The sequence below is a fragment of the Halocola ammonii genome, from assembly GCF_049334165.1.
Lineage (GTDB): Bacteria > Bacteroidota > Bacteroidia > Flavobacteriales_D > Sanyastnellaceae > JBEGHD01.
The window spans coordinates 61,598-75,875 of record NZ_JBEGHD010000001.1 but is presented as its reverse complement, the minus strand read 5'-3'; the positions used below and the strand labels follow the sequence as shown (position 1 = coordinate 75,875).

General features: G+C 44.9%; 12 protein-coding genes. 6 read left to right on the top strand and 6 right to left on the bottom strand.

All coding sequences use genetic code 11. The annotated features are described in order from the left end of the window. From ABHV44_RS00300 to ABHV44_RS00280, 5 genes are all read right to left on the bottom strand, one after another. Window positions 1–732 carry an isoprenyl transferase gene (locus ABHV44_RS00300; RefSeq protein ID WP_459073003.1) on the bottom strand — a complete coding sequence of 244 codons (732 nt, stop codon included), beginning with the start codon at window positions 730–732 and terminating at the stop codon, window positions 1–3. A gap of 75 nt (window positions 733–807) precedes the next feature. Then, window positions 808–1,656 carry a type IX secretion system protein PorG gene (gene porG / locus ABHV44_RS00295; protein ID WP_459072633.1) on the bottom strand — a complete coding sequence of 283 codons (849 nt, stop codon included), beginning with the start codon at window positions 1,654–1,656 and terminating at the stop codon, window positions 808–810. Between the two features lie 211 nt (window positions 1,657–1,867). Next, window positions 1,868–2,743 carry an NAD kinase gene (locus ABHV44_RS00290; RefSeq protein WP_459072632.1) on the bottom strand — a complete coding sequence of 292 codons (876 nt, stop codon included), beginning with the start codon at window positions 2,741–2,743 and terminating at the stop codon, window positions 1,868–1,870. 84 nt (window positions 2,744–2,827) lie between these two features. Continuing rightward, window positions 2,828–4,228: a BamA/TamA family outer membrane protein gene (locus tag ABHV44_RS00285; protein WP_459072631.1), complete on the bottom strand. Its 1,401-nt coding sequence runs from the start codon at window positions 4,226–4,228 to the stop codon at window positions 2,828–2,830. Window positions 4,229–4,237: 9 nt separating this feature from the next. After that, complete coding sequence (locus ABHV44_RS00280; RefSeq protein WP_459072630.1) at window positions 4,238–4,900, bottom strand: CBS domain-containing protein; 663 nt, start codon at window positions 4,898–4,900, stop codon at window positions 4,238–4,240. Between the two features lie 162 nt (window positions 4,901–5,062). On the opposite strand from ABHV44_RS00280, the gene ABHV44_RS00275 reads away from it, so the two are divergent. From ABHV44_RS00275 to ABHV44_RS00255, 5 genes are all read left to right on the top strand, one after another. Beyond that, window positions 5,063–5,773 (top strand): pyridoxine 5'-phosphate synthase, encoded by a 711-nt coding sequence (locus tag ABHV44_RS00275; protein ID WP_459072629.1) that lies wholly within the window; start codon window positions 5,063–5,065, stop codon window positions 5,771–5,773. 42 nt (window positions 5,774–5,815) lie between these two features. Next, window positions 5,816–6,583 carry an alpha/beta fold hydrolase gene (locus ABHV44_RS00270; protein ID WP_459072628.1) on the top strand — a complete coding sequence of 256 codons (768 nt, stop codon included), beginning with the start codon at window positions 5,816–5,818 and terminating at the stop codon, window positions 6,581–6,583. Window positions 6,584–6,664: 81 nt separating this feature from the next. Next, window positions 6,665–8,056: a cytochrome-c peroxidase gene (locus ABHV44_RS00265; protein ID WP_459072627.1), complete on the top strand. Its 1,392-nt coding sequence runs from the start codon at window positions 6,665–6,667 to the stop codon at window positions 8,054–8,056. Between the two features lie 140 nt (window positions 8,057–8,196). After that, the gene (gene kbl, locus ABHV44_RS00260) at window positions 8,197–9,384 is read left to right on the top strand and encodes a glycine C-acetyltransferase (protein WP_459072626.1); all 1,188 of its coding nucleotides are present in this window, start codon (window positions 8,197–8,199) and stop codon (window positions 9,382–9,384) included. Continuing rightward, window positions 9,381–10,463, top strand: a complete 1,083-nt coding sequence (locus tag ABHV44_RS00255) for an NAD(P)/FAD-dependent oxidoreductase (RefSeq protein ID WP_459072625.1) — start codon at window positions 9,381–9,383, stop codon at window positions 10,461–10,463. Before kbl ends, ABHV44_RS00255 begins: the two co-directional genes overlap by 4 nt. A 449-nt stretch (window positions 10,464–10,912) precedes the next feature. Here the strand turns inward: ABHV44_RS00255 and ABHV44_RS00250 are convergent, their stop codons facing one another. Beyond that, the gene (locus ABHV44_RS00250) at window positions 10,913–13,636 is read right to left on the bottom strand and encodes an ATP-binding protein (protein ID WP_459072624.1); all 2,724 of its coding nucleotides are present in this window, start codon (window positions 13,634–13,636) and stop codon (window positions 10,913–10,915) included. A 128-nt stretch (window positions 13,637–13,764) separates the two neighbouring features. On the opposite strand from ABHV44_RS00250, the gene ABHV44_RS00245 reads away from it, so the two are divergent. Continuing rightward, window positions 13,765–14,277: a GbsR/MarR family transcriptional regulator gene (locus ABHV44_RS00245; protein ID WP_459072623.1), complete on the top strand. Its 513-nt coding sequence runs from the start codon at window positions 13,765–13,767 to the stop codon at window positions 14,275–14,277. The last annotated feature ends 1 nt before the right edge of the window (window position 14,278 follow it).

Below are 14,278 nucleotides of genomic sequence, written 5' to 3'. Positions count from 1 at the left end.
TTACACAGTTATTTGCTCACTGGTTTTTCCAAACCTTCGTTCACGACTTTGGTAGTCAACAATCGCTTTATAAAATTCTTCCTTATCGAAATCTGGCCAAAGCACAGGGGTGAAATATAGCTCGGCATAGGCGATCTGCCACAGCAAAAAATTGCTAATTCTCTTTTCACCACTTGTTCTAATGAGCAATTCCGGATCGGGAAAATCTCTTGTTTCCAAGTGACGCTGAATGAGCTCATTTGTTACATCTTCCTTTTTAGCTCCGGAATCCATTATCGATTTTATGGCATTGCCGATTTCCCAACGCGAGCTGTAGCTTAAGGCCAAAATCAGGTTGATTCTTGTGTTGTTTTTTGTTCTTTCTTTTGCCGCAATCAGTTCTTCGCGGCATTCACCTGGCAGGCTTTCAATGTCGCCTATGGTATGAAGTCGCACCCCGTTATCCAGTAAACCCTCGAGCTCGCCCACAACTGTTTTTACCAGCAAGTTCATCAGTGCTTCCACTTCTTCTCTGGGTCTGTTCCAGTTTTCTGTTGAGAAGGCGTAAAGTGTGAGGTACTGTACACCCACTTCGGCCGCAGCCTTGAGCGATGCACGAACTGCCTCAACACCGTGCAGGTGTCCAAAAACACGCTCCTGGCCCTGGCCTTTGGCCCAGCGACCATTTCCATCCATAATTATGGCAACGTGCTGAGGAATGTTATCCTGGTGTATTTTGTCTTTATAGCTCATGGGCAGCAGACTCAAAAAACTACAGTTCGGTTTTTCGTTTCAGGTTTGCAAAACTGGCCAAAGTTTTTGAGAAAATCACTTCCAACACGTGTTTGGTTTTTTGCCAATTCTAAAAGTGATCATCAAATGGAACACATTGTACCAGTCATTTCGCGATGCATCGCCACGCTGAACACCGGTGTTTGTGTCTCCAATTCCTTCTTGCTCAATACTTCTGTCGGCCAAAATTGCCGCCAGTTCTCCATTTTCTTCTTCTATCACAGCCGGGTTGGCGTAGGTAGTGCTTACGTCATCGAGGTAATCTGTCCAGGTTTTGCGCATGCCCCATTCGAGACTCACAGCAAGGCTGCCAATGATGTTGGCTTTTATTCCTACTCCAAAAGGAACAGCAATTCCGTTGATGGCGTACTTTTCTTCTCCTTCGCTGGTTCCCTGTCCTTCGGTGCCCAATGGCTGCAACTCATACCAGGTGCCGTTGTACTCGGCAGCGGGAGTCATCTTGAAAATTGAGAGTCCTCCGAAAAAATAAGGCGTGAAAGGAAAGCTCGGGTTACCTATTTGATAAGGGAAAAAATTTAGCTCTGCCTGCAAGCTCCCTTCGATTAGGGTGTTTCGAAAGTGGAGATTTCGATTTTGTTGCCAAGGATCATCGGAGTCTGAATCGTGGGCTTCGAATCGAATGCGCTGAACAGATGCTTTGACTGACCAGCGTTTTGTAAAACTATTTCTGTAGACCAATCCAAATCCCGGGTGGAATTCGCCACCGAAATGCTGTCGGGGATTGATGTCGCCAATGTAGTAGGACGAGCCAACAGACACGCCAAGCTCTTGAGATCGATCCCACTTAGTTTGTGACCATGCTGTTGCAGTCAGCAAAAAAGCTGTTGTGATAAGAGCAATTTGACGAATAAAACTTTGCATCATTTTCTTGCTAAAAACTACTCTACAGTAGCGAATTGAAGTACAGTTCTGGACCCGTTTCGGCAGGCCTTAACTATCTTCTAATGGCGATTTTAATTCTTTATTGTACGCTTATTTTTATTGGCTATCGGCTATGCGTTCGCATCAGTCTTTCAAAAGCGCTGGCAAAGGTACGTTTTTAATTAGGAACATAAATAGTTAAACAACTCATTTGCTAGTTTCTGCGGTCGGCTCCCCACATGAGTTTATTGCGAATTGTGTTGAAGAAACTTCTGCCCTCCAGGTTGATGAGGTTGAGAGAAAAACTGGCGTTCTCGATGATGATATCTGTATTGGCACTCACAGAGTGGCTGATAGAATCAAGAGCCATAAGGAAGTTTGGTTCACGGCCTTCGGCTTTGAGTCGTAGCTTATGCCTGTTTGGGACCACAAGCGGCCTCACGTTTAGGTTGTGAGGTGCAATCGGTGTGATGGTGAAGTTTTCAGAACCGGGCATCACGATTGGGCCATTGCAACTCAGCGAATAGGCCGTGCTTCCTGTAGGTGTGCACACGATCAGGCCATCGGCCCAGTAGGTGTTGATGTAAGTTTCATCGAGGTAGGCGTGAATTCGAACCATCGATGAGGTGTCTTTTTTGTGAACCGTGACTTCATTGAGGGCAAAGGGAAAGTCTCCAAAATCTTGCTGAGGGCTGCTCACCTTGATCAGTGATCGCTCGTCAATAGAGTATTTTCTGTCGAGCAGATCTTCAATAGCCTCGGCTACCTGATCGGCTGATACGTGTGAGAGAAAACCGAGTCGGCCGGCATTTACTCCGAGAACGGGTATGCCGGAGTCGCGTACAAAGTGAATGGTGCTGAGCAAAGTGCCATCACCTCCAATGCTGATGAGACAATCCACGCTTTCCAGTCCGCGGTGGTCTTTAAATGTTTTGAAGTCGGAGTCGAAACGGATTCGTTCTTTCAGAAACTTTGCAAAATCTTCGTGAACGATGAGTTCGGTATTCCGTTTTTGCAAGCCGTCAAAAATGGCCTGAACCACAGGATTAAAATCAGCTCCGAACTGTAAGCCGTAAAAGGCAATGGTCATTCTACAATCGTTTTTTAGTGCTTTTCGATAAAAGCGAAGATAATCAAAGCCCCAAAGGCTGCAGATGAATCGCCTTCTTTTTGCTCAGATCGGCTGCACAAAGTGAAGGAAAAACCCGATCTCTTTGAAACGGTTGTAGGCGACCTCCATTCTAAAAACGCTGTCGTAGTAAGTCACAAAATCGAGCCCGAGTCCGCCTGACATCATCACCTCGTTTGCCAGTGGATTGTTTTCGGAGTAGCGGCTGTCCCACACGTGTCCCGCATCAAAAAAACCATTTAGATAAAGGGCGTAGTAGATTTTTGTGAATTTCTCTGGGCCGAAGCCAAGATCCAAAACCCGGTTCGGAATCACTGCAAACTTGAGATTCGACCTTCCCAGGGCGTAGTGCTGGCCGTCAACTATGTAATATTCGTAGCCTCGCACAAAATCGCTGTACCCCAATCCTTCTTGCAAGTAGTAGGGAATTTGATTTGTAAGGTTGGTCCTGCCTGCCACTCCTGCGGCAAAGTACCACCGTTTGTGAAGCTGCCAGTATTTTTTGAATCTGCCGACAGCACCTAGTAGATCGACACTGTTTTCTTTCAAAAGGCCAAGACCTCTTTTCTCTACGCCTACTCGCAGGTAGCTGCCTTTAAGCGGATAAGCTCTGATGTCTCGTTTGTCGTGGGTAAAGAAGTAGGAGAGTTTGAAGTAATTGATGTGCTTCCTTGAACTTCCAAAATAGTCGGGAGCCACGTTCGAAAGTGAGTCTCGAATGGCCGATTTCACGTAAGTGATTTTTGGGGCGTGGGTGCTGTAAATTCCTCTTCGATAAGGCATTTCTATGCTGTAGATCTGTTCTTCACGAGAGGAAGTCTCCGGGTGTCGGTAAAAAACTCGTTCGTTGTTGAACGTAGCGTAAGTGATTTCGTCTTGCTCTTTGTAAAGTCCGCTGAGAGTCAGTCCAAGATTTTGGCTCTTATTGATAAATGGAATCCGATAAGTTACCTTGAACTCGTTGGTGTAACCGAGTTTGGCTTTTAGGTAGAGGTCTTCATTTCGCCCTCGAAAATTCTGTTTGTACAGGATCAGTCCGTAATTCGCTCGACTGAAGTCTCTCCTTTCCCACCAGATGTTGAAGTTCGGATCAGCATTTTCGAAAACCGGAGCTGGCCACCAGTACCAGCGTTCGGTCACTGAAATTTTAACGAACACGTTTTCATTGTCAGTGTACACCGGAGTAACTTCTACAAAGTTGAAAAGGTGAGTGTTGAAAATGTTTTTTCGAGCCAAAACACATTGGTATTCAAGCTCAAAAACCCGGAGTGTGTCTCCTACTTTGAATGGAACTTCTCGCTGGATGATTCGGTTGTGGGTTTGTTTGTTGCCATCAATTACAAAACCCTTCACCACCTTTTTAAGGGTGCTGTCTGTTGGTGTTTTTTGGGCGCTCGCCAAAAAGAGAGGTAGGCAAAAGAGGATCGTAAAAGCGAGCTGCTTCATCCTGCAAAACTACATATTCAAATATTTCATCAACTCCTCGTAGCGTCTCTTCAAGTCTTCAGAGTAGCGAGGTTTTTGGTAATAGTATTTGATGTTGTAATCGTATCGATTAAAAGTTTGAATAATTGGATTGAGATCCTCTTTGTTGATTTTTAGAGTAACCTCCATCATCTGAGAGTCTGGAGCCGTAGAAACAGTCACACTCAAAATCTTCGCATCGTTGCCTTCTACAATTTGTGCGATTTGACTGAGCGAGTAGTCATGCGTATTCATCTCCAAAACGATAGTTCCGCCTGGTTCGCCCACCGCTTGCATTTGAGCCAGGTTGTGAATTAGGTTGTTCACGGTGATACAGCCTTCGTATTGGCCATCTTCGCCAACCACTGGCAAAATTGACAGTTGAAATTCGTCCATCAGCCTCAGAATTTCATAAATATGAGATCCTTCCTGAGTGCTGATTTCGAGAAGTTTCTGGTTTACTGTGCTGAATGCCACTGTTGGTTTTTCCATTTCGAGAATCTCACTCTCTGAGATGAGTCCAACGAAGATACCGTCATGAACGATAGGCAAGTGACCTACCTTGTATTCTTCCATGAGGTTTAAGGCATTCACACCATTATCACTGAAAGACAGTTCCGGAATTTCCGAAGATATTATATCAATAGCATTCATTCATTTATTCTTTTTGGGAACAGATTAGGTTAAACCCATTACAATCCAAAGGATAGCTGCCCCTAAGTTCCCTCTTCTGGTACGCTGAAGTTCTTAATTTTGTTACTGCGTTGTGAGGCACAAAATAAGTGGAATTGTTCAACGCCAACCAAAAAAGTTTTAATGAGACTAAGTGTTAATATCAATAAAGTTGCCACTTTGAGAAATGCCCGTGGTGGCAATATTCCAAACGTGGTTGAAGCGGCCAAAAACTGCGAGACCTTTGGAGCTGATGGCATCACAGTGCACCCTCGTCCTGATGAAAGACACATCAGGTACGATGATGTTCGTGAAATTCGAAAGGTGGTCACCACGGAGTTTAATGTGGAGGGCTATCCAAATGATTCCTTCATGAAACTCGTCCTCGAAGAAAAGCCTCACCAGGTCACCCTGGTACCAGACCCTCCGGGCGTGCTCACCTCAAATGCGGGTTGGGACACCAAAGACAATAAGGAGCTTTTAAAAGAGGTAATCGATCGACTTAAATCCAATGGAATTCGCACCTCGATATTTATAGAAACAGATCTGGAAATGATCGACAGAGCTGTCGACACCGGAACAGATCGAATTGAGCTCTACACTGAATCATACGCCAAAGGCTATTCGCAAAATCGCGAACAAGCGGTTGAGCCATTTGTGAAAGCAGCAGAGCGCGCCATTCAGAATGGACTGGGAATAAATGCGGGACATGATCTGGACTTGCAGAATTTGCGTTTTTTCTACCAACACGTTCCCGGTCTGCAGGAGGTCTCTATTGGGCATGCCCTAATTAGCGATGCGCTCTACTACGGACTTGAAAACACAATTAATCTTTATAAACGAGAGCTGCGCTAAAACTACACTTTGAACTTCGCAGCAAAACTGAAGAATAGAAAAATGAAACTTCACTTTAGAAAACTGGGATCGGGCCAGCCATTAGTTATTTTACACGGGCTTTTCGGATCTAGCGACAATTGGCAATCGCTCGCGAAAGAATGGGCGGAGTCCTTTGATGTTTACCTGGTGGATTTGAGAAACCACGGACATTCTCCTCACAGCGATGAGATGAACTACAAGGTGATGGCCGAAGATCTCGAGGAGCTTTTCGAAGATGAGAATATTAAAGACGCTATTCTCCTGGGACACTCAATGGGTGGAAAAACAGCGATGCAGTTTGCCGGCAAAAATGAGGACAAACTTGATAAGTTGGTAATCGTTGACATTGCACCGAAAAGTTATCCCGTTCACCACGACCAAATATTGAAAGCACTCACCACTGCCGACCTATCAGAGTTGAAATCGCGAAAAGACGTGGACGAGCACATCGCCCAGTACATAGACGAGTTGCCAATCCGTCAGTTTTTGATGAAAAATCTTTACTGGAAAGAAAAAGGGAAACTCGGATGGAGAATTAACGTACCGGTATTGAATCGGGAGATCAAAGCAATGTCTGACAAGATTGAGTTGAGCTCGATTAGTACTCCAACGCTTTTTATAGCGGGTGGAGCTTCGAACTATATTAATGAGGGAGACCACGAATTAATTGAAAGCATCTTTTCGGATGTTTCAATCGTCACTTTTGATAAAGTGGGACACTGGGTTCACGCTGCTGCACCCAAAAGATTCCATGAAGAATTGATGAAATTTGCTCGGTTTGGGGGTTGAAAATTAGACTGATAAATCGATTTTATCGATTAATTTGTATTTTTGCACGACTAACAACAACTTAATTCAAAATCATACGGTATGGTAAAAAGAATACTCCTCATAGCTTTTTCTGGAGTTGTCCTACTGTCTTCTTGTAGGAAAGAAAAAGAAATTGATGTGGTTCCGGAAAATTCTCCGGAATACGATCAGGCACTTCGGGATGCTATCCTGGATGCTACACAAGGTATTGGCGAATCAGCCTTGATCTTGCCGGAAGAAACTCAATACAGTGAAATTCCTCAGGATCCACTCAACCCAATTACAGCGGCAAAAGTGGAGTTAGGTAAACTCCTCTTCCACGAAACTCAGATTGCTACTGAGGCCAAGTACACAGAAGGCATGACAACGTTTTCGTGCTCGAGTTGCCACTTTGGTCAGGCTGGCTTCTTCAGCAATGTCCCTCAAGGTGTAGCTGACGGAGGGATCGGTTTTGGTGTAGCAGGTGAAGGAAGACAATTTAATCCGAATTACAGTCTGGACAGTATGGATGTGGTGAATAATCGCACTCCAACGATTCTCAACACAGCCTACCAAAAAGTCATGCTCTACAATGGGCAGTTTGGTGCCGAAGGAGTGAATAATGGAACCGAAGATTTGTGGCCTCCAAATACTCCGATTTGGAACAATCAGTTTGGCCATGAAGGTGTAGAGACACAAGCAATAGCTGGTCTCACAGTTCACAGGATGGTCGTAGATCAGGATTTTTGCGAAACTTATCCGGTTTATGAAGATATGTTTAATGATGCATTTCCAAATTGGCCGGAGCAAACGAGAATCTCTCAAAGAACTGCAGGTTTGGCAATCGCGGCCTACGAAAGAACAATCTTGCCTAATAAGGCTCCTTTCCAGGATTGGCTCAAAGGCGATACTGAGGCAATGAGCGCATCGGAGAAAAGAGGTGCAATTCTTTTCTTTGGCGAGGCAAACTGCTTCAAATGCCATAACGGACCAGGCCTGAACAAGTCGATGCCAACAGGCGAAGGCGATACAGAGTTCCATGCGCTTGGATTTAACGATCTGGTTGAAGGGCCACGCGTGCATTTGACAGTGCCGCTACCAACAGAGCGACTCGGTAGAGGATGGTTTACTCAGAACCCTGAAGAGTACTACCAATTTAAAACCCCTCAATTGTACAACCTAACGGATTCACCGTTTTACGGGCATGGTAGCTCATTTACTTCTGTGAGAGATGTGATTGAGTACAAGAACAATGCAGTAGCCGAGAATCCGCAAGTGCCTACAACTCAACTGGACGAGGAATTTGTTCCACTCGGTTTGAGTTCACAACAAATTACTGATTTAACGAACTTCATTGAGCTGTCGCTTTATGATGGAGACTTAATGAGATACGTTCCCGTGGATTTGCCAACTGGAAATTGTTTCCCAAATAACGACTTGCAGTCACAAATCGATCAAGGTTGCGTACAATAGGACAAAATCTTTAGAATTTTTTGAGAGGCCCCTGTGAGATTCAATCCACAGGGGCTTTTTTGTTTGCCTTCAAATTGTAGAATGGCTCTTTTGTTCCTGTCAAATTCCTAACTTCGTCTGCCCATAAAAAAAGACAGATTATGTACGGAAAGATCAAAGAACATCTCCAACAAGAATTGGAAAACATAAAAGAAGAAGGCCTCTTCAAAAAGGAACGCGTGATTACTACTCCCCAAGATGCGGTAATCGGACTCGATTCCGGCAAAGAGGTGATTAACTTCTGCGCGAACAACTACCTCGGCTTGTCGTCACACCCCAAGGTGATGGAAGCAGCTAAAAAAGCCATCGATACTCACGGCTTCGGAATGTCGTCTGTTCGCTTCATCTGCGGAACTCAAGACATTCACAAAGAGCTGGAGAAGAAAATTGCAGATTTCCACGAAACCGAAGACACGATACTTTACGCAGCAGCTTTTGATGCAAATGGAGGTGTTTTCGAACCAATTTTAACTAAAGAGGATGCAATCATTTCCGACTCCCTGAATCACGCATCAATTATCGATGGTGTGCGGCTTTGTAAAGCTGCTCGTTATCGATATGAGAACAGCAACATGGCAGATCTCGAAGAGCAGCTGAAAGCAGCAGAAGGTGCCCGCTTCAAAGTTATCGTAACTGATGGTGTTTTCTCAATGGATGGCTACGTGGCCAAGCTGGATGAGATCTGCGACCTGGCTGATAAATACGATGCGATGGTGATGGTTGACGACTGCCACGCCACAGGCTTTATCGGCAAGACAGGAAGAGGTTCCATCGAGTTGAAAAACGTGATGGGCCGTGTGGATATCATCACAGGAACGCTCGGAAAGGCTCTAGGTGGTGCCATGGGCGGATTTACCACCGGTAGAAAGGAAATTATTGAAATGCTTCGCCAGCGCTCTCGTCCTTATTTGTTTTCTAACTCGCTTGCTCCGTCAATTGTAGGTGCGAGCATTGCTGTGTTCGACTTACTGAACGAAACTACAGAGCTCCGCGATACACTTGAAGCGAACACGAAGTATTTCAAAGATAAAATCCGCGAAGCAGGTTTCGATATTAAAGATGGAGATTCGGCCATTGTTCCAGTAATGTTAGGCGATGCCAAGCTTTCTCAAAAAATGGCCGATGCGCTTTTGGAAGAAGGAATCTACGTTATCGGGTTTTTCTACCCTGTAGTGCCTAAGGGCCAGGCAAGAATACGCGTTCAGCTTTCAGCAGCCCACACGAGAGAGCATCTGGATAAAGCTGTAAACGCATTTGTGAAAGTTGGTAAGGATCTGAACATCATTTGAGTCAACCAGAACGATACGATTTTCTAATTGTCGGCCAGGGGTTGGCAGGCACCGTTCTCGGACACGAGCTTCAAAGGCGCGGCTACAGTGTGTTTTTTATCGATAAGGGACACGCTGAGGCCGCTTCTTATGCAGCGGCAGGGATGTGGAACCCCATCGTTTTTCGTAGGCTCAATAAAAGCTGGCGTGCCGATGACCTGATTCCTGTTGCTGACGATTTTTATAAAGACTTAGAAAAGAAGCTCAGTGCCACCTTGCGCTTTCCGAAAAATATTGCCAGGGTCTTTCCGGACAACGAGGCAGCGAATGATTTTCATGCGCGTTCAGCTGAGCCCGGGTTTGAGCACTTCCTGAAAACAACGTCAATTCCTGAGGTTGATGCGGATTTTACTTTTCAGCACGGCTATGGTGTTGTAGAAAAAGCGGGTTACCTCGATTTGAGAGTGCTGCTCAAAAAATATCGTGAATGGCTGAAATCGGAGAACCTGATAGATGAGAGCGAGTTCGAGTTTGAGGCTTTAAAACTCATGCCTTCAGGAGCTCAATACGGTTCTCTTGAAGCCGGTAAGATTGTCTTTTGTGAAGGTCATCTTGGAACCGATAATCCGTACTTCGGTTACCTCCCTCTGCACAAAAACAAGGGCGAGCTGCTAACCGTAAAGATCGCGGGGCTTAGTCATCGATCTATCGTGAACAACGGGCAGTTTCTGCTTCCCGTGGGTGATGATCTCTATCGAGTTGGTGCCACTTACGAATGGAAGTCGGCCGATCTCACAACTTCTGACGAGGCCAGAGAGAAGCTACTTTCCAGGCTGAGAGAAGTTGTAAAAGCGCCCATCGAAGTGATTGAGCACCGAGCCGGAATTCGACCTACAACCCAGGACCGCAGACCTCTGATTGGCGCACACCCAAATAACGAGCGCTTGATGCTATTCAATGGGTTGGGAACAAAAGGTGTGATGAACGCTCCGTACTTTGCTATCAATTTTTGTGACTGGGTACAGGGAAAGTCAGAACTGGATTCGGAGGTGGATATTGGGCGTTTTCGAAAGCATTTCGACAAGCAGGAAAAGGCATAAAAAAAGCAGGGCTACCCGAAAGTAGACCCCGCCCTGTTGACTTCTGCCGTCTAACACATTAAATATTTTTGGTTGCGGTAGTAGCTGTTGGAATCATTTGACCCCTAAGTGATTAAGTATTGTAAAAATAACCAATTATTAAACCCAAACCCAGGGTTTAAACTTTTCTTTTTCAGGGTTTTGACCCTTGATTGAATGAGCCCCAAAAAGTAGCCAGGCTCTTTGTGAATTCCTTATCTGCTCTACTGAACTTTTTTCGCTCAGTCAGAGGTTCGAATTGTTTGGTGTTAGTATTATTTCGCATGTGCCAGTGATCTTTATAATTCTAGCAGAGCAAAGATGAGGACAAACAGCAATTGCCTGATAAAACAAATGTTGCAAAAAGTGTAACAAATGTTGTTCTGTCTGTTAATGAGTGTGTTGTGAGAGAGGTGGTAGCGATGATCTCCTCAGGTAGAAGAGTTGATTTCTGAAGGCTTGTAGCCAAATTCTTCAAGAAAACATTTCGTAAAGTAGCTGTGACTATTGAACCCGACACGGTAACAAACCTCTGAAATTGTTCCCGCTTTTTTCTCTAAAAGCTGATGTGCTCTTTGCAGTCTAAACGACCGAATGAAGTTGCTGGCGCTTTCGTTGGTGAGTGCCTGAAGTTTTCGATGAAGCTGTGATCGGCTCATGCCGATTTCAGAACTGAGCTTTTCTACAGTGAACTCTGGTTTTGCGAAATTAGCTTCGATCACTTTAATCAGGCGAGAGAGGAACTGCTCGTCCACAGAGTTTATAGCAACTTCTGAAGGTTCAAACTTCAGTCCCTTGCTGTATTTCTCTCTTAATTTTTTCCTTGAAGTGATCAGATTTTTAGCTGAAAGCTTCAGTTCCTGAGGTACAAACGGTTTGCTCAGATAGATGTCAGCTTCAGTTTCGAGTCCGGCAATTCGGCTTTCGGCAGATGCTTTGGCTGTGAGGAGAATGACAGGGATGTGGCTTGTCCTTTCGTCTTTTTTCAGCGTTTCACTGAGCTCATAGCCGTCCATTTCTGGCATCATCACATCGCTGATTACCAAATCGGGAATGATTTCCAGTGCGAGCTCTAATCCAATTTTGCCATTTTCGGCTTCCTCAATTTGATAGTCTGCTGCGAGAATGCTTTTTACATAATCTCGAACGTCCTTGTTGTCTTCCACAAGGAGAAGCTGAGGGAGGGTAGCACCAGAAATCGACTTATCTGGGATTTCCGTGGAGGGCTCAATTTCATTGTTAGATCTTGTCAATTTTACATCTGTATTAGAATAAATCTGACTTTCCCTCAAGTGGGCTTGTCCAAGAGGTAGCCAGAATCTGAAAGTCGTGCCTTTGTTTGTTTCGCTCTCTACTTCGATTTTGCCCTTGTGGAGCAAAACCAATTCCCGCGCCAGGGCCAGGCCAATTCCCGATCCTTGTGTGTTTATGTTAGTGTTTTCTACCTGATAGTACCTGTCAAAAATATGGGGTAGTTTCTCAGGGTCTATGCCCTGCCCGTTGTCGGAAACCTCGATCTCCACAGCGGGAGATCCGTTGAGTTTAGCTGCGGTCGATTTTTCGGTGAGCTTCACTTTTACCTGGCCACCGCGAGGAGTGAATTTTAGAGCGTTCGAAATGATGTTGATGAGAATGGTCTCGAATTGACGGACGTTGCAGAAAACTTCGAGTGTGTTTGCTCGGCTTTCAAAATCGATTTTGATGTCTCTGGAGTCAGCTAGCGATTCAAAAGACATGGTCACCCCTTTTGCCAGTGAAACAAGGTTGGTTTCCTGAACATTGAGAGTCAACTGACCTGCCTCAATCCGCGATAAGTCCAAAATTTGGTTGATGAGGTTGAGCAAGCGTTGGGCATTTTTCTGAAGGCCTCTGAGGTTTTTTACTTTTTGTGGGTCACTCTCTTGTTCGAGCATTGATTCTACTGGGCTAAGAATCAGTGTTAGTGGAGTTCTAAATTCATGAGAAATGTTTGCGAAAAAGTCCGCTTTCAATCGGTCTACCTCTTTTTCTTTTGCTAGAAGTTCCTTGTTTTTTCTCGCATTTTGCCACTGCCAGTAGACCAGGACAGCGGCAACAAGTAAAACAAGAAATCCAATTAAAAGATAGATCCTCGTACGAAAGTTGGCGATTTCTTGCTCGCGCTGTAGCAATTGAATAGCAGCATCCTTTTTTTCTGTGTCGTATTTTACTTGAAGCTCTTTGAACTGCTCTGCTTTTTCAACTCCAAAAAGGCTGTCGTTCAATTCGGTGTAAAGATTGAGGTTTTTGTAAGCGTTTTCGAAATCTCCCAGCAGTTTTTGATTTTCAGAGAGGTAGAGGTAGCCGTATTTTAGGTGTCTTCCGTTGTTGATTTTCTTTGAAATCTCCACGGCCCGCTTGGCGTAAGCAACTCCTTTCTCCGGCTCCTTTCGCCTTGTCATAAGATCAGCCAAATCGTTGAGAGTGTGAACGGTGCTGGCATCTTTTCCGATTTCCTCCTTGAGAATCAATGTCTTTTCCAGATAGAGTTTAGCAGAGTCGAGTTCACCTTTGACCATGTAAGTGCTGCCGATGTTTCCGTTGAGGATGGCGATATCTCCGGTGTAGTTGTTGGCTCTGGCAGTCTTCAAAGCTCGATTGTAGTAGTCGAGCGCCACATCCAAATTGCGTTTCTTCTGATTGGCAGCTCCAGTATTTATGTAGCTGATCATAACTCCGAGGCTGTCATTCATTGCCTGGCTGATGTTTCGGGATTTTTCGAAATATTCCAGCGCATCATCCAGTTCCTGCGTGACGAGATAAACATTTCCGATGCTACTGTAAACATCCGAAAGCCTCACGGAATCATTGTTTTCTTCTGCGATTCGCAGACTCTCAAAGTAGTTTTCTAGAGCTTTGTCGTAAACGCTAATTGACTTGTGCACCGCACCAATTTCATGGTAAGTCTCGGCAAGTGCTTTCTTCATGTTTTTCTCCTTGCTGATCAGTAGAGCCGTGTCGAGATAGGCCAAAGCAGAGTCGATTGACGGGGTTTTAGATTTCTCAATCAGGCTGTAGACACGTGTGGAGTCTAAAGTCTTCTGCTGAGCAAGCGCAGTAACATGGCTCAGGACAAAGCAAAGGATGACGTTCAGGATGCAAATTGCAATGGCTTTCCGATTCAGGTAAGCTTTCATATTTCAGTCGGTGTTGGTGCGCCAAATATAGAAAAGTAACTCACGAACCAGCCTTGTCAAAATAAAGTTTCAAAATATATTGAAAGTACGAGAATAAGTTGTAGTTTAGCCACATAAAGAATTACCTGATGGATTTATCGAGAGCAAAAGAGAAGTTTATAGAGAGCTGGGGAGCGCTGGGATCGAGCTGGGGCATCAGCAAAACCATGGCGCAGGTCCACGCGCTGCTTTTGGTAAGCAACGAGCCACTGAGCGCTGAAGATGTGATGAGCCAGCTGGGCATCAGCCGCGGAAATGCGAATCTCAATTTGCGTGCGTTGATAGATTGGGAGCTGGTAGAGAAAGAAAGTAAAATCGGAGAGCGAAAAGAGTTTTTTGTTGCCGAAAAGGATATTTGGAAAGTGGCTACCAAAATTGCCAACGAGAGAAGAAAGAGAGAGTTGGCGCCTGTGCTTCGTGTACTCGAGCAAGTGAAAGAAGTGGATCCTGAGAGCGGAGATGCTGCGGAAGTAAGTCAGTTTTTGGAGACTGTTGACAACATAGAAAACTTCAGCCGCAAGGTTGATTCTGCTTTTGAGAGAATGACCAAAGCTGACAAGCACTGGTTTACCGGGACGCTTCTAAAAATTGTAAAAAAGTGAA